This is a genomic window from Kribbella soli, assembly GCF_004331345.1.
Lineage (GTDB): Bacteria > Actinomycetota > Actinomycetes > Propionibacteriales > Kribbellaceae > Kribbella > Kribbella soli.
Genome location: NZ_SJJZ01000002.1, coordinates 674,485 through 693,101, shown reverse-complemented (window position 1 = coordinate 693,101; position 18,617 = coordinate 674,485). Strand labels below are relative to the sequence as shown.

Sequence of the window (18,617 nt, the reverse complement as noted above, 5' to 3'; positions counted from 1 at the left end):
TGGGCCGAGATGATCCGGCGGCCCGCCTGGCAAGGGGTGTGACCCGGCGGGCGGCCGCATCATCGGTCAGCGGAGGGCCGCGAGCACGGCCATCAGGCCGCCGCGGCAGCACCCGCCCGGGCGCACCGGCGCCCCGGCGCGCCCGTCGCGACGGTGGCCGTGCCGTCTGCCCACCGCCGGGTGGACAGGGCTTGTCGAGCGGTGGCTCGGACGGCGACTCCCAGCAGGCAGCGATCAGGGCGTCGAACTCGGCCCGCACCAGCTCGTCATCGGCGAGCGTCAGGTCGAGGAAGGCCTCGTCGAGTTGCTGTGTGTCCACCGTCATCGATCTCACCCCATCGACAACAACAAGCCCTGTCACCGGCGCCGGTCAGGCGTTGATCTCCTTGCGATCGCCGTCGGTGCTCGCGATCGAGATCTTGCGGGGCTTGGCCTGTTCGGCGATCGGGATCCTCAGGGTCAGTACGCCGCCCTCGTAGCGAGCCACGATCCGGTCGGCGTCCAGCGTGTCACCCAGGAACAGTTGCCGGGAGAACACCCCGAGTGGGCGCTCGGCAACCTGCATCTCCACGTCCTCACCGAGCTCGAGCGGCCTGCGCTCGGCCTTCACGGTGAGGACGTTGCGTTCCACGTCCAGCTCGATCGCGTCCGGTGAGACACCGGGAAGATCGAAGGAAACGACGTACTGATCGCCTTGCCGGTAGGCGTCCATCGGCATCGCGGTCGGCCGTGACCACGTGCCCGGCGCCTGGCTCCCGAGGACCTGCTGGGCCAGCCGGTCGAACTCCCGGAACGGGTCTGTGCGCATCAACATCGTCTGCACCTCCTGTGGCATCAAGTCAACTGTGGTGTCAATACGCACCTCCGGTATAACATGTCATCGAAACGATGACAAGTAGGGATGTCGTCCAATCGCTGACATCAAGATGATGAGGTGACGGAGTGGCTGCCGACTACCAGACAGACGATGCGCGGACTCCGGTGGCAGTCGCGCTCGCCGCCGTGGAACAGGTTGTTCGGCAGCTCGACGAAGCCCCGGGGTCCGGCGACAGCTCGGTGGACATTCTCGCGGCGCTGACCGAACTGCGGGCTGTGCAGGACCGGCTCGCGACCTGGGAGCCGTTGCTCATCGGTGCGGCGCGCGAACAGGGCAGCAGCTGGGCCGACCTCGCCCCAGCGCTCGGCGTTGCCAGCCGGCAGGCCGCTGAGCGTCGCTACCTGCGACTCAACCCCCACAGCACCGATCAAGCGGACATGACTGGGGAACAACGAGTGCAGGCGGCTCGCGACCGCCGCGCCGGTGAACGCGCTGTCACGCACTGGGCCCGGGACAACGCGGCCCAGCTGCGTCGGCTCGCCGCGCAGATCACCGCGCTCGACGACCTCGACGCCGCCACCCAGGAAAGCGTCGATCGCCTTCTGCACGCGCTCGGCGACAACGACAGCGCGACGTTGCTGGCGCCGTTGGCCGAGGCCGGAGCGCAGCTCGAGAACAGCAACCCCGCCTTGGCCGGGCAGGTCGCCGACATCAACGTGACCACCGACCAGCTACGCGACGAACACAGGACCTGAGCGCAGTAACGCAAGCCGAGCGTGGCACCGTACGTTCAGGGGCTTCGCGCCGGACCCAACCCCGGGGGCCAGGACGAGACCCGGCTTTCGAGCTTGGCTGCACTCGGCCTGGCCGTGTGCTGCCCGGCGCGAAGCGTTCTGTACTGCGGCGGTTCTACCGACTCGCAGACTGTTGGTGGATCAGCCGTCGCCTGTGGTGGCGCGGCGGCGTCCTGCTCGGGACCCCGACGTACCGCGATGCGATGCCCGCGTCGTCTGGTCGTCGGTGACCGCTGTCTCAGGTGGGTCGGGGGATATGCGAGCCGGATGGACCGGACCCCCGCCCAGGCGACGGAACTTCCACCGGCGCTCGTCGTAGTCGTAGTAGGTGTCCACCCCGCCGACAGACATAACCGACCTCCCACCCGTAGTGCGCATTTACGTTCGCTGCATTGGGGTTCCCAACGATCGCAGTCCTGAAACCTCCCGCGCGTGCGGCCACGCGCCGATTCGGCTGTCGAGCAGCAGCTTCTCGAAGTCCGTGGGTTTGGGCCGCGGGTACTTCGCATGTGGTACGGCAGTGTGCCATTTCGGTAAGTCCTTGTTGCGAGGCAGAAATGCTGCGCCCGCCGGCCCGAGCAGGCCGCCCCCTACAGCTTTGTTGCCGTCGTTGTCGTACGGCGGATGCGGCGCGGCGCCTCGTGACGTCAGTAATGCCCCGGAAAGGAGCCGTCACATGTCGCCAACGACAGATCATCGGTTGAACGCGGAGAGCCCACCGGCGGAAGGTGTGGCCGAGACCGCCCGGGACCAGGCCGGGCAGCTGAAGGAGACGTCGGCCGACGCTGCTCGCGAGGTCGCGGGTACGGCCAAGGAGAAGGTGTCGGACGTGACGTCGGATGTCCGCGCGGAGACCCGGCGGCTGGCGAGCCAGACGCGACAGGAACTTGCCGGGCAAGCGCGTCAGCAGCAGGACCGTGCCGCCACTGGCCTTCGTTCGGTGAGCGACGAACTGCGCGGTATGGCCGAGCACGGCCAGTCGGGCCTGGGTGCCCAACTCGCACGGCAGGGCGCCGACTTCACCGATCAAGCCGCAGATTTCCTGCAGCAGCACGAACCCGCCGACGTGCTGGACGAGGTTCGCTCGTATGCGCGGCGCAGGCCCGGCACATTCCTGCTGGTCGCCGCGGCGGCCGGCGTCGTCGCCGGACGCCTGACCCGTGCCCTGGCCTCGGGCGGCGCCGATGAGCGGAACAACACTGTGACGCCCATGAGTACGCCGGTCACGCCGCGGCCAGGACCGGAGCAGTGAGATGACTGTCGACGGATCACCACCCGGCAGCAGTCCGCAACGGATGTCGATGGACGAGTCGGTCGGCGAGCTGGTTTCCCAGCTGACCACCGACCTGGGTCAGTTGACGCGCCAGGAACTCGCGCTGGCGAAGGCTGAGCTGCAGGCGGAGGCGAAGAAGGCAGGCAAGGGCGCGGGCATGCTCGGTGGCGCGGCCTTCGCCGGCTGGATGGTCGCCCTCTTCGGTTCGCTCACGGTGATGTGGGCGCTGGACAAGGCAATGGATCTCATCTGGGCAGCGCTCATCGTCGCGGCCATCTGGGCGGTCGTCGCCGCCGTACTGGCGGTGGTGGGACGCAAGGAGCTCCAAGAGGTGCACCCGAAACCCGACCAGACGGTCGAATCACTCAAGGAGGACGCGAAATGGCTGAAGACCCGGAAGAGCTGAAGCGGGAGATCGAGCAGACCCGGCGCAGCGTAGGTCGCGACGTCGATGCCCTGACGGAGAAGGTCAGCCCCAGCCGCGTCGTCGGCCGGCGCATCGACCGGGCTCGTGGTGGGGTCCGTCGGCTGAAGGATCAAGTGATGGGTTCGGCGGGGTCGGTGAGCGAGACCGCCGGTTCGGCGATGTCGACGGTGCAGGACGCGGGTAGCAAGGTCGGTGAGGCGGTGGAGTCGGCACCGGACATGGCGCGGGCGCGAACTCGCGGTACGCCGCTGGCCGCCGGCCTGATCGCCTTCGCAGCCGGGTGGGTCGTTGCCGCGGCGCTGCCTGCGTCGACGCGGGAGCGCGAGCTGGCCCAAGACACCAAGGACAAGGCGATGGAGGCCGCCGGTCCGGTGAAGGAGCAGGCCGCACAGATGGCCCATGAGGTGAAGGACAACCTCCAGGAGCCTGCGCAACAGGCTGTCCACAACGTCAAGCAGTCCGCGTCCGAGGCAGTCGCCGATGTGGCGGACGAGGGCCGTTCCGCGGCTCAGCACGTCGCGGACGACGCGAAGAACTCGGCCGACAACGTCCGCCAGGCAGGTTCCTCGAGCTCATGACCGACGAACGACGACCGGCCGTTCCGGGAGTGGATGCCGAGAAGCCGACGCAGATCCCAGCCAGCGGCTGGTGGCAGGTGATCCGGCGGGCCTGGGCCGAGGCCAAGGCCGACCAGGTTCCGCTGCTTGCGGCCGGCGTCGCGTTCTTCGGTTTCCTGTCCCTGTTCCCGGCCGTCGTCGCCGGTGTGCTGGCCTACGGGCTGGTTGCGGATCCCGCACAGATCCGCAACCAGGTCGAGGATCTGACGGCCGCCATGCCGGCGTCAGGGCGTGATCTCCTGCTCCAGCAGCTCGACGCTCTGGCCTCGGCGCCGCGGCAAGGATTGGGTATCGGCGTCGCGATCGCCGTGATCGCCGCCCTGTGGAGCGCGTCGGGCGGTGTGGGATATCTGCTGACCGCGGTCAATCTCGCCTACGACGAGGAGGATTCGCGCGGGTTCGTCCGCCGCAAGCTCCTGGCGCTGGGGATGACGCTGGGCGCGATCGTCTTCGTCCTGCTCGCGATCGCGCTGTTCGCGGCGGGCGCGGCGATCGGGACAGGTGTCGTGACACCGGTCCGGATCCTGCTGGCGGTGGCGCGGCTGGTGCTCGCCGTCGTACTGATCTCGGTGGCACTTGCTGTGACCTATCGGCTGGGGCCGGATCGCGACGCGCCACGCATCCGGTGGGTGTCGGTCGGCGCCACCGTCGCGACCATCATCTGGCTGGTCGCGTCGATCGGATTCTCGGTCTATGTCGAGACGTTCGGCAACTACGCCAAGACCTACGGCAGTCTGGCCGCGGTCGTGGTCCTGATGCTGTGGCTTTGGCTGACCGCGTACGCCGTACTGCTCGGTGCCGAGATCAACGCGGAAGCCGAGCAGCAGACCGCACGCGACACCACCACGGGCGAGCCGCGCCCTCTCGGCCGGCGAAACGCCGTCAAGGCGGACTCCGTCCCGGAATAGTCCGAAGTAGCTGCGATTTCGGCGTGCGGGAGGCGGGGATTCGGGTACCGGTGGAGTCGTGAACGACGACAGGCTCCTGGCCATGGCGCAGCGTCTGATGACGACGCTGACTCCGGGCGACCTCGACCACACGCTCAGTCGCATCACGGCTGCGGCGGTCGAGGCGCTGCCGGAGACCGATTACGCGAGTATCACGATCCTGCACGCCGACGGCCGGTTGGAGACGGCCGCGCCGACGAACGACGTGTTGTGGGGCGTCGATGCGGCGCAGTACGAGCTGCGCGAAGGTCCGTGCTACGAAGCGGCCGCGGATGCGGTGCACGTCGCGTCGCCCGATCTTGCCCGGGACGAACGCTTTCCGCGGTACGCCGTGGCCGCGGTGGCCGCAGGTCTTCGCGCCCAGGCCGGGATCCGGCTCTTCGACGCTCCCAAGTCCCGCGGGGCTCTCAACCTGTACGCCGAGCACGTCGGCGCCTTCAGCGATCTGGGTGCGCTCGGCGAACTGTTCCGGCACCAGGCCGCGATGGCGATCGACTACGCCCGCGAGATCCACAATCTGCGCGAAGCGGTCCAGACCCGCACCATGATCGGTACGGCGGTCGGCATCGTGATGGAGCGCTACCACCTGACCGACGACCGCGCTTTCGCCTTCCTCACCCGCCTGTCCCAGGACGGCAACATCAAACTCCGGGAGATCGCCCGCCGCCTGATCGCCGCCACCCACGGATGAGACCCGCCGAAGCCGAAGCGGTGCGAGGTGTGAAGTTCGGCTGGGCGGGAACTGCGGGGTCAGGTCCAGTCGTCGGGCTCGAGATCGGGGGCTGGCCAGGCCGCGCGCGTTCACGAAGCAGCGCGCGCGACCGCCTACATCACCACCGGACCAGGCGACGCCGTCAGCGTTCTGGGTGTGGCAAGAGCAGGAAGCCCAGGATCATGCCGAGGAGGCAGGGGAGGCCGTGGTTGTCGTGCAGGATCGTGTCGACTACGGCCAGCACCGGTACGGCGAGCGCCGTGATCCGGAGCGGTACTGGCGGCATGACGCCGTACCGGCGCGGCGCCAGGAGGATCACCGTGGCCAGCCCGCCGATCAGGCCGGCGACGCACATCGAGTTGCCTGCGCCCACCGGGTTGAGCCAGATGTAGCTCATGAACTGGCCGAACCATCCGCAGACGAAGTACAGAACCAGCCACCGCCAACGGCCGAACACGCGCTCGGCGATCGTGCCGAAAATCGCCAGTAGGAGCAGGTTCGAGATGAGGCCGGACGCCCAGCCGTCCTGGAAGAACATGCCCGTCAGCAGTCGGTACCACTGGCCGTGGTCGATGCGAGAGGCGTCCCGTACGACGTGCTCGTAGAGCGGCCGGTGCACCAGTTGCGCGATTCCGCACGCCAGCGTCACCAGGAACACGGCACCAGTCAGCAATGGCCGTGGTGGCCCGAAGGCGAGTGCCGCGGGAGGGGTACGAGGTGCGGTGCGAGTGGTCACACCAGGAATCTAGTGTGTCGACGCAGCCGCACCTCGGACGTTTGTCACGATGAAGTCTGCCGTTTGTCATGTGCAGGCAGCGTGCGCCTACTCGCCGACGAGCGGGTCGATGGGTGGTGCCCAGCGGAAGTAGGCCGGGTCGTTGAACGTGCCGGGAACCTTACCGAGGCCCTGGATGACCGTCGCGGTGCCGTTGGCGTGTCCGACGGCGTACAGATAGGCCGATTGGGTGTCCTTGTCGATGCCGAGCAGCAGGGTGCCCTGGTTGCCGCACTTCTGCGCGATCAGGAATTCGAAGCCCTGCCAGGTACGGGTGCGTACCGGTTTGACCACTGGTTTCATCGGCGACGTGGTCGGGATGTGAATCGTGTAGAGGGCGCCGCCCCGGGTGTTCGCGAGGAACGTTTCGTAGGTCCGGGTCTTGCTGATCAACGCCATCGCCTTCACCGACGCGAAGCCTGAGGCCATACCGGTGATTTGCCTCCCCGCGCTGGTGGAGGTCCATCTGTGCAGCGCCCCGTCGCCGCGCAGTCCGTAGTTCGTGGTTCGCGGGACGGAGGTTCCCTCCCGATAGCGAGCCTCCTCGAACGCGACCATGTCACCGTATTCGCCGCCGTCGACCGGCAGGAGGCGGATCGAGGCCGTATCGAGTTCGCCGTTGACGAACGTGTAGACACTGCGGGCCAGGGTCCCGCCGATGATCACCTGACTCTCGACCAGATCTCCGCCTGGACTCGGGACGGTGAAGGTCGAACCGCTGATCCGTACCTGATCGTCGAACAGGCCGGGTGCCACAACGCGATCGTTCGTTCGCGTCGGCGGCGCGTTGGCAGTGATGCGCTGCGACCTGTGATCACCTCCAGCCGTGACCGACCCCAGATCCATCGTGCACTTGCCGGCGCTCGCAGTGCCGGTGGTTGTCGTCACAGCGTCCGCGGCTCCGGGGAACAACCCGACGGCCAACAGTGCAGCCGCACTCAGTACTACCGAACCTCGACGGACAAGCCTTTGCTTACCGTGCATTTCGCAACCTCTCGCGACCTGACCCCCCAGGTTGCGGGCTCCATGCCAGCACTAGATCGTTACCCAGCTTGATGCGGCTCAGCCCGTAAAAGTTGCGCCGTCGTGTGTCGGTGCGATCGTCACCGCGATCTCTGGTGGCGCAGCGACCTCTGCTGGTCTGCCGGCCTCTGCCCGGACCTCCAGCGGGCCATGCGGTGTCGGCACCGATGCCTGGGCCCACTCGAGACCGCCGAGCTGAGGAGCGACCGTGACTGCCGTCATTCCGGGCGCTGTTGGCCGGACACCGAGCAGCGTCGAGACGTAGTGGTACAGCGGATGCGCACCCCACGCGTGACAGTCGCTGCGGGTCGGTTCCGGGTGCTCGATCACGGTACGCAGTCCGCGGTCGAGCAGACTGAACCAGAGCCCGAGCCGGTCGAGCAGCACGTCGGTCCGCCCGATCCGGTGCAGTGCCTCGAACAGGTAGTGATCGAAGTACACGGTGGTCCGCGCCAGTGCCTCGGGCGGCTCCTGGAGCATCGTCTGGACTGCCGTCTCGCCGTACTTCGCTCCCGCGAGTAGCGCGAGCGATTGCGCGTGTTCACTGAAGGCAGTGTGCCCGAGGTCGTCGGCGTACAGCCGGCGGTCGGCGTCGTAGAAGGCCCCGTCGGCGGCTTCAACGAGGCGGTCGGCCAGCTGTGCGTATCCAGCGGCGGCGTGAGGCCCGCCCACCCACAACTCCAGGTCGGCGGTCTGCCGCGCGACCAGAGCGAGCTGTAGTTGCAGTACCGCCGTCACGCCGCGCCCTGGGCCGGGCCAGTCAGGGTGTTCTTCTCCGTCCTGGACGATCCCGGGCGGGGTGCCGGCGTCCCAACCGGGCACCCAGTCGGTGAAGTTCCAGCCGTGCAGGGCGTGGAAGATCCCGCGGTCGTCGACGGTACGGCGGTGCGCGTCAATGGCTGCACGGACTCCCGGCATCAGCTCGGTGACGAGAGCCAGATCGCCGCGCCACAACGCGAAGTCGTGCACCATCGCCACCCACCACAGCGTGAACGGCGGGATAGGGGACGCCTGCCGGGACGGCGTCCGGGACAGGACCAATCCGTTGTCGTCCTGGCTGCGGCCGAAAGCACGCAGTGCCTGCCGGGCGAGTGCGTCATCGCCGCTGGTGGCGTAGGCGACCAGGCACTGCAGTCGGGTGTCGCCGGCGTACTGAAGCTGCTCGTAGTAGGGGCAGTCCATGGTCGTCTCGTGGCTGCAAGCCTGCAGCGTCCGGAACGCGAGTACGCCGACCTGCGCAAGCCGCGGGTCGCTGGCGGTGAATCCGCTGCGGTCTTCGTACGGATAGTGGGTCTCACGGAACCGCAGGCCGGTGATCGTCAGCGGTTCGGCCGCGGTGGTGACGAGAACCTCGACATAGCGACCGGACTGCCACCACAGGGTGCTGTGGCACTCGCGGCCGCCGCCGGCGACAAAGAGGTCACCGATGCCGTCCTCGTCGAGCCCTTGCCGGCCGAACAGCTTGCCCGCGACAACATCGCGATGTCCCTTACCTGCTTCGGGTTCCGTCTCGTACAGCGACTCCTGCCAATGCACCCGCACTGCGGCATCGCGCCCGCCCTCGAGATCGAGGACGGGGTACGCGCACACGTACTGGTCGAGGTCGATCAGCACCCGCCGACAGGTCTCGGGCGGCAGCACCAGCGCCGTACCGTCGAGCAACCGTTGCCAGTCGCCGGCTTCACCGTCCAGGTGGTCCGCCGGATCCACGACGCGATCGCGCGTCGGCTCTCCTGCCGGATGACCCGCGAGATGGCGGACGCGGGCGCCCTCGGTCCACCGCTGTGCCGGTGCAGGCAATCGGGCCGGCACCAGCAACCGCGCTCCGTCGCTCGTACGTCCGAGGTCGCCCCTCGCGGCCGCCGACCAGTCGAGGTTGTCCGCGCCGGTCTGCCAACCCCACGGAAACGTACGGCCGTCACTGACGTGCCTGGCTCCGCAGCCATACCCGTCACCCTTCGGTCGCCGGCCATGGCCAGGCAGTGCAGCCGTTTGCCAGACCGCCCTACCGGTGCTCAGTTCAGGCAGCGTGCCGCGGACAGCTTCGGCTGCGAGGAGGAATGTGGGACCGTCGCCGAGGCTCAGCTGAGCCATCGGTGCATCGTCCCCGAGGCTCCACACGCGGGCAGCAAGCCAGTGCCCGCCGGCCGGCAGCCGCAGACGGTAGCTCTCGAACGACCAGTGGCCGACGTCGCCCCGCGAGGGCCCGCGGCCGACGAGGTCGCCGTCGAGCCACAGTTCGTACCGCTCGTCGGCGGACACGTGGACAACGACCTCAGCCGGCTGTGCGCACTCGACGCGCAGCCGGAAGCCGACCACATCGCCGCCCTCCGTCGCCCTGATCCAGTGCGCCGGCCAGTCGGCCGGTCCCACGAACGGGTCGTCCTCAAGCTGCAACTGCTGAACGTCAGCGATTTCCTGCATCGTCACAGCTGGTCCCTCTTCGGTATCGGCGACCGCGGATCACCCATCACCCTACGGCGACAACCTGCCGAGCACGGGCGGCCTGGCCCTTCCGCTGCAGTGCGTGCAGGCGCACGATGAGTCATGAAGACCATCGCTCCACTGCCCGGCGGTTACACCGTCCGTCCGGCTGAGCGGGCCGATGCCGAGGCACTGTTCGACATGCTCGCGGCCTACAACCAAACGGTGTTCGGGTACGCCGACACCACGTTGCAGGAAGTCGCCTACTGCATTGACAGGCCCGGCTTCGACCGCATGATCGACGGCTGGCTCGTGCTCGCCGCGGACGGCCTGCCGGCCGGGTATGCGACCACGCTCGGCACAGGTGACCGTCAGCTGATCGACATCGAAGTGGCAGCGAAGGACCCAGCGGTCACCGCCTGGCTGGTCGATCGGACGATGGAGCGCGCCCAGGAGATGGGACGCGAGCGTGGCCATGCCGAGGTCACTGTCGACGCGTTCGTGTGCCGGGCCGACGAGTCGCTGCGCGCGCAGTTGTCCGGCCACGACTTCACCACCGGTACGACGTTCCACCGGATGCGGATCGACCACACTGGACCGGCTGCCAGTCCGGACGGGCCGGCCGGCGTCGAGGTCCGCCGCGGCGCCTTCGACGAGGCCACCCGCTGGGCCGCACACGAGGCCATCAACGAGTGCTTCCGCGGCCAGTTCGGCTGGGTCGAAACCCCACACGAGGACTGGCTCGAGAGGCACGACGACGTACCGATCTTCGAGTGGGCCCAGCTGACGCTGCTCGAGGTTGAAGGCCAGGTGGTCGCGGTCCGCGAGTGCAACGACAAGTACGTCGAGACCGAGAACTGTGGTCACATCGGCATGCTCGGCGTGGTCGAGGAGTTCCGGGGGCGTGGTCTGGCGAAGTTCCTGCTGCGCGACGCCTTCGCCCTCGACGCAGCGACCGGCCGGGCCGGCACGATCCTGCATGTCGACACGAACAACCCGACACCGGCACTGGGCCTGTACCTGTCCGTCGGCATGAACCCCACCGTCGTCTTCGACGGCTGGCGCCGCGTCGTCCCCGTCACCGAACCCCCCCGCTGACCTCGCGCAACACGCACCTTGACCACATGGCTACAGCTCAGTGCTTGAGTGACGCGAGCGATGACGTCTGCGAGTTGTCGGCCTTGAGGCGTGGGACAGTTGCCAACGATGACGATCTTCACGTTCCACCTTGCGGAGCTCCGTCCGACGACGACAGCGGGGGCGCTGTGGAAGGCGCCGGCTGTGTCGTCTACGCCTGGGTTGCGGTACGCCGAGTGCTTGGCGCTGATGCGCCTCGGTGCACCGACCGTCTCGCCGGCCCGGATGCAGCTGCGTCGGATGGCGATGTTCGCGCGGTGGGAGGACGAGGCGGCGGTCATGGCGTTCCTGGTGGATGACCCTTTGGGCAGGGAGTTGGCGGCGGGCTGGCACGTGCGCATGCAGTTTCTGCGCCGGTGGTCGCGGCTTGCGGCGCTGCCCGACCTCCCGGCGAGAGCGGGCGAGTGGGACCCTGCCGAACCCGTGGTGGCGGTCACGCTGGCCCGGATGCGCCTTCTGGAGGTGCCGAGGTTCCTCAAGTGGGGCAAGCCCGTGGAACGGCTGGTTCGCGACCATCCGGGGACCACGCTGGCGCTGGCCGCGATGCGCCCGCCTCGGACGATCTCTACGTTCTCGGTCTGGCGGTCCGTGCGGCAGATGGAGGAGATGGTGCACGGCCACAGCACTGTCCCGGATCCCGATCGTCATGCCGTCGCAATGGCTGAACGGCGGCGCAGGGACTTCCACCACGAGTTCGCCACCCTGCGGTTCCGGCCGCTGTCGGAGCACGGCTCGTGGCAGGGGCGGAGCGAGATCGTTCCCCGGTAGGGCCAGCGTTGCGGCTTGTTTGCTGAGCGGTCACTGAGACGTTGCCGGAGTCGCGTGGGATGAGACCTCATGCGACGTCTGCTGATGCTCACCGGGCTTACGGTCATGTTGTTCCTGACCGGTGCCTCGTCGGCCTCGGCCCACGTCATTGCGTCGACGGGCTACTCGAGCGTCCGTCAAGAGGGCAATCGGGTGACCTGGCTGCTCAGCCTCGAGTACGACGTGCTCTCGCGCGCCGTCGCCCTCATCACCGCGGCCACGACCTTCACCAACGCGACCGATGCGCCGCTGACGGTGTGGGCCGCCGACGCGCTCGACCACGACGGCGCGGGCTCTCGCTCGGCCGTCTCGGGCAACGCTCCCGTCACCAGTGGCGGCCGTTCGCCCAGACCCCGGACGCCCAACGCTGGATCGGCCAGTCCGGAACGGGCGCCGACAACCAGACCTACGGCCTCGTCTACGACACCGCGAGCGGTCCCTTTACCGGGTACTCGCAGTCGATCTGGACCATGTCGAAGTTCAAACTCGACCTCCCGGCCGATGGCTCCATCACCCGCCGGATCGTCGCAGTCCCGAACGGCGGAGCAGCCGACAAGTTCGCCGTACTGAACCCGTTCGCTTTCTGACCCGAACCACCAGGGCCTCGACGTTGCCGGGGCCCTGGTGGTCAACCCTTCACGGCGCCGATCATGATCCCCTTGGCGAAGTGCTTCTGAAGGAACGGGTAGACGAACAGGATCGGCAGGATGCTGACCACGAGCATCGCCATCTGCAGCGACTGCTAACCTCAACTGACCCAGTCCAACGTAGCCTCTGCCCGCTCACCTCGCCGCGGGTCACCTCGTGTGGTGACAACTGCGATCAGGCGCAGGTGTCGCAGATCCCGTTGGCCGGGGTCTGCAGGTTGCACAGGGGGCACTTGTTGATCGGGCGCTCGGCGATCGCGGCCTTGCGGGCCCGCGCGCGGGCGGCGGCGAGCTTCGCCGGGATCATCGCGCTGCCACCGTCGGCGGGCAGGCCTGCCGCCTCGAAGTGACGGTAGCTGGCGACGCGCTCGTGCGAGGCGTGCACATCCGCGTCCGGGGGAGTGGTACCTGTTGCCGCACCCACGATCGCGGCGTACCCGTCGAAGACGCTCTCGTCGGGATTGACGCACAGCGCCGACAACATCGGCTCACCGCGCCGCAGGCTCTCCGCGGACACCTCGGCGAGCACGCCACCGATCCACTGCCGGGCCGGTTGCTTGGTGCGGATGCCGGTCAACTCCTGCACGCCCGCGGCGATGTCCTTCTGCTGCCTGAGTGCCTGGTACTTCTTGGCTGCGACGATCAGCAGCTCCCGCGCGGCGCCCGCCCACTCGATCCGGGCGGCGGCGACACCGACGTCCGACACTTCGCGCCAAGCGCGATCCTCTACATCCTGCACTGTGCGGTCTGACGCGGCGACATCGAAGCTGGACACCCGGCAGACCCTAACCGCGCCACCACCAATCAACGAAACCAGCCGACCACCAACCGCCGAAGCAAGGGTGTCGGACCGCGACCCGGGAGTCAGTGGCAGCGACAATATGATCGGCGACCTTGCCAAGACGGACTTGAAGCGACACCCGAAGGAGTATTTGTTGACCAGAACGCCCGAGCAGGGCGCCGGTTCGACGGTACTCGTGGTGACCGCCATGCCTCTGTCGAAACTGGCTCGGGCGGAGCTGAGCGAGATGCTCGGCCCGGGGTACGCCGTCGTCGACATGAGGTCCGCACCGCACTCCGCGAACATCGTGCTGACACCCGTCGTGAGCGGTTCGGCACTCGCCATCTTGCGGGGCCACTTTCCGCAGGCGCGCATCCTCTTCACGGAACTCCACGACGAGGAGCGCGGCATTAGTTTCGCCGGTCCGCTGTCACGGATCGTGGCCCAAGCGCCGGATGGCTATTTCGTCGCGCACTCCCTCGACGCGCTCAGCCCAGTCGTCCAGTCCGAGGCGAGGTTGCAACTGTCCGGCGGCACCGGGCGTACGCCGATCACGCTGTCGTTGACCCCGGGGACGTCGGTCACTCCGCCTTCCCCCGCGCGAGACGCACCAGGAAAGCCGGAGGTATCCGCCGCTCAGATTCCTTCTGCGCCACGGGATGCGGACGAGCCCGCCACGACCACCGTCCGCTGGATCGATCGCGCGGAGTCTTCCACCGTGCCACCCGGGCGCTGGTTGGATCTTGAGCCCATCGACGCGCTGGTTGTAAACCTGATCGGCGCGCATGAGCCCCGCCGCGATGCCTTGTGGCCGGCGCTGGTCGCTGAATGCGTCATCCGGCTCGCCCGTCGCCGACGCGAGGACGTGCTGGTCGACTCCGGCGGACTCGATCCTGCGATACGTGCCGAGCTGCAGATCCGGGTCGCGAGCGAGCAGGTCGACCAGGCGACGTGGCCATAGCGGTCAATGCCGGTAGGTTGTCGCCGCTGCCTCGAGCTCTAGCGGCGTGGATAGCCATAGCGATTCAGGGGCGGGCGAACCGCAGCTCGGCATATCGGCGTGCATCATCGACGATGCGTCGGAGCGCATGGGTACGCCACTCTGAGCGGAACCATTTCGGGCCCCCTCGTCAGTTGATGCTGAAGATTGCATGTTGTTGCAATGGATGTCACGTGACGTGTCGCCGGAACCGGGCATAGCGTTCACGACACTTTGTCGTGCCCGGAAACCCGCTGCGACGGTGAACCCCACCATCGCAGTTAGGTCAGTCTGGTTCCGCTCTTGGGAACTCGGAGGCCCGCGCATGACGAACCGACCTCCGTCCATCGCGATCACCGGACCTCGGTCGCTGCCGCCCCTCGTCACGACCAGACCGCTGTCGGCACCAACATGCACGGTGAGGCCTTATGGGGCCGGCTGATCGCGGTGTCGTTGGAGGAACTCGATGATGGCTTCGGCGGCGGGTTCGGGTTCTTGCTCGGCGGGGTAATGGCCGGATCGTTCCAGGACGAGGCCGGTGACGTCTGTGGAGAGCGTGCGGAGGCCGTCCGCGACGGCGGAGCCCATCGCGTATCGTCCTCCGATCGCGAGCACGGGCGTGTGGATCGGATTCTGTTGGAGCCGTTGGACGTCGGCGATGTCGTCGGCTCGGGATCGGTAGTAGCCGAGCCCGGCTTCCAGAGCATCGGCCGTCGTGTAGGCGTCGATGTAGGAACGGACTGTATCCGGGGCGAGCCCTGGCGGGCCGGCGCTCTGCCGGAGGAAGGTCCCGTAGTAGGCGTCTTCCCGGCCCGGGACGAGCTGTTCGGCGAGGCCGGGTGTGCGGTTGAACGGTCCGTGCCAGGACGGATAGTGCTCAGCGCCTGGTGCGGGGATGTCGATGTCGATCCCGGGGAGGATCTCCTCTTCGATCACGACCGCGTTCACCGCCTGGGGCATTGCAGCGGTCAGGAGAATCGCGACCGTTCCACCCCAGTCGTGGCCTACCAGCGAGAAGCGGGCAAGTCCGCGCTCGCTCAGATCGTTGCCGAGGCGGTGCGCAAGGTCGCTCTTCCTGAAACTTGGTGTGCTCTCGGCCGGCTTGCCAAGCCCCGGCAGGGTGACCGGAACGGATGTGAAACCGCTGCGACGCAGGATTGGCAGCAGGCCTTGCCAATGCGTCTCCGTGACCGGCCACCCGTGCAGGAGCACCACAGGCCAACCGTTCGACGAAGGGCTCATCGTCCCATCATCCCCACCACGTCGTCGGACTCAAGCGCTCGCCGGGCTTCAGGCCGTGGCGTTGTTGAGGAGTTGGATGATGGCTCGCTGTTCGAGTTTGGCTGCCTCGGAGCCTGAGCCGCCGCGGCCTGTGGTCCAGTGGGCGAGGTCGGCCGGAGTTGAGCCGTGGTCGTTCGCCAGGCGAGGATTCGCGCCCAGGCGCAGGAGTGTCTCGACGGCCGCTGAGCACCGGTTTCGGGCGGCTCGGTGCATGGGGGTGACCCCGCCCAGTGCGGCGGCGTTCGGGTCGGCTCCTGCTTCGATGAGGTATTCGATGATCGCCTGCTGGCGGAGCGGGTTCCAGTGCGTTCCGCCGGGTCCGCCGCTGACGGCTGCATGCAGAGGTTCGGCGCCGCGGCGGTTGCGGGCGCCGATGTCGGCGCCGCGCGCCACCAGGTCTTCGGCGAGCTCGACGTCGTACGCGAACGCTGCGACGTGCAGCGCCGTGTCGCCTTCGTAGACCTGCGCCTGACACTCGGTCATGAAGCTTTCTTCGCGTCGCGCCAACCGTGCCGTCGCCAACCGGGGTCCGGCGTCGAGTGATGCCTTGACGACCGTGCGGTCACCCGCCGCGATGGCCACCAGCAGCCCGGCGAGGTCGTCGATGGTGGCCATACAGCACGCTACCTCGGCCGCGCAGGGCGCAGCGCGTACGGTCGGTCCGGTCCTGCGGTGAAATCCGGTGGTCCGGCATCGCGGGTCCCCTTACCCTTGGATCGAACTGAGCGCCGCCGCGAGGGCAGGCGCTTTGACGAGTGAGGGGAGCCCGGCCGTGCGTTACCGCATCGCTGTGAGTGTTTCCCAGTCTCGGTACGACGTGATCCTGGTGTCTTCGTGTGTCAGGTGCCGGCTGCGCGGTCGGCCCCTGTCCGTGACGAACTGATCGAGCCTGCCCTGCCAGCGGCTGCATTCCGCGCCGCCGGGGATATGGCGCGTGGCCTGACACAGGTCGCTTCGTCCGCGAATCGCGCTGTCCCGATCCGGATCATCGGAAAGGCCATCGGCCCATGCGTACAAACCTTGACCTCCGACAACAGAACCACCCGCTGTCCGGCCTGCGCAATGTCGGCATTCTCGCCCATGTCGATGCAGGCAAGACCACCGTCACCGAACGGATCCTGTATCTCACCGGCACCATCCACAAGCGCGGTGAGGTCCACGACGGCACGACCGTCACCGACTTCGACTCGCAGGAACGCGATCGCGGGATCACGATCTTCGCCGCAGCCGTCAGCTGCGACTGGGACGGGCACTCGATCAACCTGATCGACACCCCGGGCCACGTCGACTTCTCTGACGAGGTGGAGCGCTCGCTGCGGGTGCTCGACGGTGCCGTCGCGCTGTTCGACGCCGTCGCGGGAGTCGAACCGCAGAGCGAGTCGGTCTGGCGCCAGGCCGACCGGCACGGGGTGCCGCGGATCGCGTTCGTCAACAAGATGGACCGCCCCGGCGCCGACCTCGACGCAGCGGTGGCCTCGATCCGCGAGCGGTTGCACGTGACGCCGCTGGTGGTCCAGTTGCCGATAGGACAGGAGGCCGGCTTCAGTGGAGTGATCGATCTGATCAGGATGCGGGCGTATGTCTGGAACGACGACACCTTTGCAGAGCGTCAGGTTCCCGATGCCCTTCTGGAACAGGCGAAGCGACGACGTCGGCTGCTCGAGGAGACCGTCGCCGAGCTCCACCCGGTCGCGCTGGAGGAGTTCTATGCGCGGTCAACGGTCTCGGCGGAAACGCTGGCTGCCGCACTGCGGGACCTGACCCGGTCTGGTACCGGCGTGGTGGTGCTGTGCGGGTCGGCGTACCGCAACCGCGGGATCGAGCCGCTGCTGGACGCCGTGGTCGCCTATCTGCCTTCGCCACAAGAGGTGCCTGCGGTGCGCGGCATATCGGACGGCGTCGTACAGGAGCGGATCGCCGACCCGAGGGCGCCGTTCGCTGCGCTCGTGTTCAAGGTCAGCTCGACCGCCACCGGGCGGTTGACGTACCTGCGGGTGTATTCGGGAACGATTCGGAAGGGAGACACGGTGGTGGACGCGGGCGCGGGACGTACTGAGCGGATCAGCCGGATCCTGCGGGTGCAGGCCGACCAGCACGCGGAGGTCCAGCAGGCGTTCGCCGGCGACATCGTCGCGGTCATCGGGCCGAAGTCCGCACGGGGCGGCGCCACCTTGTGCGCGCCGACAGCACCGTTGGTTCTCGAACCTCCAGCCGTGGCTGCCCCGGTCGTTGCCGTGGCAGTCGAGGCCCGCAAGAGCGTCGACTCCGACCGGCTCATGTCGGCACTGACGCGGCTGGTCGAGGAGGACCCCTCGCTGACGGTCCGGACCGATTCCGAGACCGGTCAGACGCTGCTGTCGGGAATGGGCGAGCTGCACCTCGAGGTCGCGGTGGAGAAGGTACGTCGCGCTCACGGGCTGGAGGTCGGGGTCGGCCGGCCGCAGGTGACCTACCGCGAAACAGTCGCGCGCGGGGTGTCCGGGTTTGTGTACCGGCACGTCAAGCAGGACGGCGGGGCAGGTCAGTTCGCCCAGATCACCCTCGACGTCGAACCGCTGGAGGTAGCTGATGACGACAGCACGGAGAACTTCGCGTTCCGGTCGGTCGTCGTCGGTGGACGGGTGCCGCAGGAGTATGTCCGCGCAGTCGAAGCAGGCTGCCGGGATGCTCTGGCTGAGGGGCCACTCGGCGGGCACCCGGTGACGGGGGTGCGTGTCACGCTGACGGATGGGGCCACCCATTCGAAGGACTCCTCGGAGATGGCGTTCCGTACGGCCGGCCGGCTGGGGCTCCGGGAAGCGCTGCGTGCCAGTGCGATGGTGCTCCTGGAACCGGTCGCCGAGGTCACGGCGACCGTGCCTGAGGATGCCATGGGCGGTGTGCTCGGCGACCTGGCGGCACGGCGTGGCCGGATTTCGGGTACGACGTCGCGACCCGGCACGATGGTGATCGTCGCCACCGTTCCGCTGGCCGAGTTGTTCGGTTATGCAACGCAGTTGCGCAGCCGTACCCAGGGCCGCGGAACCTTCACCACCCGAACCACCGGCTACGTCCCGGCACCAGGCGCGAGATCTGAGGAAACTCCGTCCCGGTAGAACCAAGCAACAGACCCCGCCCGCGGGCGGGGTCTGTTCGTTCCCAGTTGCAGTTCTCATGGGGGCTCAGGGCAAGCAAGC

General features: G+C 67.9%; 19 protein-coding genes. 11 read left to right on the top strand and 8 right to left on the bottom strand.

Annotated elements, in window-relative coordinates; translation table 11 throughout:
- Positions 1–370: 370 nt before the first annotated feature.
- Positions 371–814 (bottom strand): Hsp20/alpha crystallin family protein, encoded by a 444-nt coding sequence (locus E0H45_RS17530; protein WP_131338535.1) that lies wholly within the window; start codon positions 812–814, stop codon positions 371–373.
- Positions 815–942: 128 nt separating this feature from the next.
- Here E0H45_RS17530 and E0H45_RS17525 point away from each other — a divergent pair, with 128 nt between their 5' ends.
- Complete coding sequence (locus tag E0H45_RS17525) at positions 943–1,572, top strand: hypothetical protein (RefSeq protein WP_202872371.1); 630 nt, start codon at positions 943–945, stop codon at positions 1,570–1,572.
- A 180-nt stretch (positions 1,573–1,752) separates the two neighbouring features.
- On the opposite strand, the gene E0H45_RS17520 is transcribed toward E0H45_RS17525, so the two are convergent.
- Positions 1,753–1,962: a hypothetical protein gene (locus tag E0H45_RS17520; protein ID WP_131338533.1), complete on the bottom strand. Its 210-nt coding sequence runs from the start codon at positions 1,960–1,962 to the stop codon at positions 1,753–1,755.
- Positions 1,963–2,287: 325 nt separating this feature from the next.
- Between E0H45_RS17520 and E0H45_RS17515 the strand changes: the two genes are divergently transcribed.
- From E0H45_RS17515 to E0H45_RS17495, 5 genes are read left to right on the top strand one after another with little or no spacing between them, the layout of a single operon-like run.
- A complete protein-coding gene (locus tag E0H45_RS17515; RefSeq protein ID WP_131338531.1) occupies positions 2,288–2,863 on the top strand; it encodes a hypothetical protein in 576 nt (191 codons plus the stop codon).
- Between the two features lies 1 nt (position 2,864).
- Positions 2,865–3,290: a phage holin family protein gene (locus E0H45_RS17510; RefSeq protein WP_202872370.1), complete on the top strand. Its 426-nt coding sequence runs from the start codon at positions 2,865–2,867 to the stop codon at positions 3,288–3,290.
- Positions 3,266–3,889, top strand: coding sequence for a DUF3618 domain-containing protein (locus tag E0H45_RS17505; protein WP_131338529.1), 624 nt, complete (start codon positions 3,266–3,268; stop codon positions 3,887–3,889). The genes E0H45_RS17510 and E0H45_RS17505 overlap by 25 nt, the downstream gene beginning before the upstream one ends.
- On the top strand, positions 3,886–4,836 hold the full coding sequence (locus E0H45_RS17500) for a YihY/virulence factor BrkB family protein (RefSeq protein ID WP_131338527.1): 951 nt from the start codon (positions 3,886–3,888) through the stop codon (positions 4,834–4,836). Before E0H45_RS17505 ends, E0H45_RS17500 begins: the two co-directional genes overlap by 4 nt.
- 58 nt (positions 4,837–4,894) lie before the next feature.
- Positions 4,895–5,566 (top strand): GAF and ANTAR domain-containing protein, encoded by a 672-nt coding sequence (locus E0H45_RS17495; RefSeq protein WP_165546494.1) that lies wholly within the window; start codon positions 4,895–4,897, stop codon positions 5,564–5,566.
- Positions 5,567–5,729: 163 nt separating this feature from the next.
- Here E0H45_RS17495 and E0H45_RS17490 read toward each other — a convergent pair whose 3' ends face one another.
- The 3 genes from E0H45_RS17490 to E0H45_RS17480 form a co-directional block, all read right to left on the bottom strand.
- Positions 5,730–6,323 (bottom strand): rhomboid family intramembrane serine protease, encoded by a 594-nt coding sequence (locus E0H45_RS17490; protein ID WP_131338523.1) that lies wholly within the window; start codon positions 6,321–6,323, stop codon positions 5,730–5,732.
- Between the two features lie 87 nt (positions 6,324–6,410).
- Positions 6,411–7,118 (bottom strand): hypothetical protein, encoded by a 708-nt coding sequence (locus E0H45_RS17485; RefSeq protein WP_238155063.1) that lies wholly within the window; start codon positions 7,116–7,118, stop codon positions 6,411–6,413.
- A gap of 306 nt (positions 7,119–7,424) precedes the next feature.
- Positions 7,425–9,809: an alpha-L-rhamnosidase-related protein gene (locus tag E0H45_RS17480; protein WP_238155173.1), complete on the bottom strand. Its 2,385-nt coding sequence runs from the start codon at positions 9,807–9,809 to the stop codon at positions 7,425–7,427.
- 123 nt (positions 9,810–9,932) lie between these two features.
- Between E0H45_RS17480 and E0H45_RS17475 the strand changes: the two genes are divergently transcribed.
- From E0H45_RS17475 to E0H45_RS17465, 3 genes are all read left to right on the top strand, one after another.
- On the top strand, positions 9,933–10,907 hold the full coding sequence (locus E0H45_RS17475; protein ID WP_131338519.1) for a GNAT family N-acetyltransferase: 975 nt from the start codon (positions 9,933–9,935) through the stop codon (positions 10,905–10,907).
- A 108-nt stretch (positions 10,908–11,015) separates the two neighbouring features.
- Complete coding sequence (locus tag E0H45_RS17470; RefSeq protein WP_131338517.1) at positions 11,016–11,714, top strand: hypothetical protein; 699 nt, start codon at positions 11,016–11,018, stop codon at positions 11,712–11,714.
- Positions 11,715–12,010: 296 nt separating this feature from the next.
- Positions 12,011–12,340 (top strand): hypothetical protein, encoded by a 330-nt coding sequence (locus tag E0H45_RS17465; protein ID WP_131338515.1) that lies wholly within the window; start codon positions 12,011–12,013, stop codon positions 12,338–12,340.
- Positions 12,341–12,575: 235 nt separating this feature from the next.
- On the opposite strand, the gene E0H45_RS17455 is transcribed toward E0H45_RS17465, so the two are convergent.
- Positions 12,576–13,175, bottom strand: a complete 600-nt coding sequence (locus tag E0H45_RS17455; protein ID WP_131338513.1) for a hypothetical protein — start codon at positions 13,173–13,175, stop codon at positions 12,576–12,578.
- 67 nt (positions 13,176–13,242) lie between these two features.
- Between E0H45_RS17455 and E0H45_RS17450 the strand changes: the two genes are divergently transcribed.
- A complete protein-coding gene (locus E0H45_RS17450) occupies positions 13,243–14,142 on the top strand; it encodes a hypothetical protein (RefSeq protein ID WP_131338511.1) in 900 nt (299 codons plus the stop codon).
- 444 nt (positions 14,143–14,586) lie between these two features.
- Here E0H45_RS17450 and E0H45_RS17445 read toward each other — a convergent pair whose 3' ends face one another.
- Positions 14,587–15,375 (bottom strand): alpha/beta fold hydrolase, encoded by a 789-nt coding sequence (locus tag E0H45_RS17445; protein WP_202872369.1) that lies wholly within the window; start codon positions 15,373–15,375, stop codon positions 14,587–14,589.
- A gap of 75 nt (positions 15,376–15,450) precedes the next feature.
- Positions 15,451–16,056 (bottom strand): ankyrin repeat domain-containing protein, encoded by a 606-nt coding sequence (locus tag E0H45_RS17440; protein WP_131338507.1) that lies wholly within the window; start codon positions 16,054–16,056, stop codon positions 15,451–15,453.
- A 392-nt stretch (positions 16,057–16,448) separates the two neighbouring features.
- Here E0H45_RS17440 and fusA point away from each other — a divergent pair, with 392 nt between their 5' ends.
- Positions 16,449–18,536 (top strand): elongation factor G, encoded by a 2,088-nt coding sequence (gene fusA, locus E0H45_RS17435; RefSeq protein ID WP_131338505.1) that lies wholly within the window; start codon positions 16,449–16,451, stop codon positions 18,534–18,536.
- Positions 18,537–18,617 lie beyond the last annotated feature (81 nt).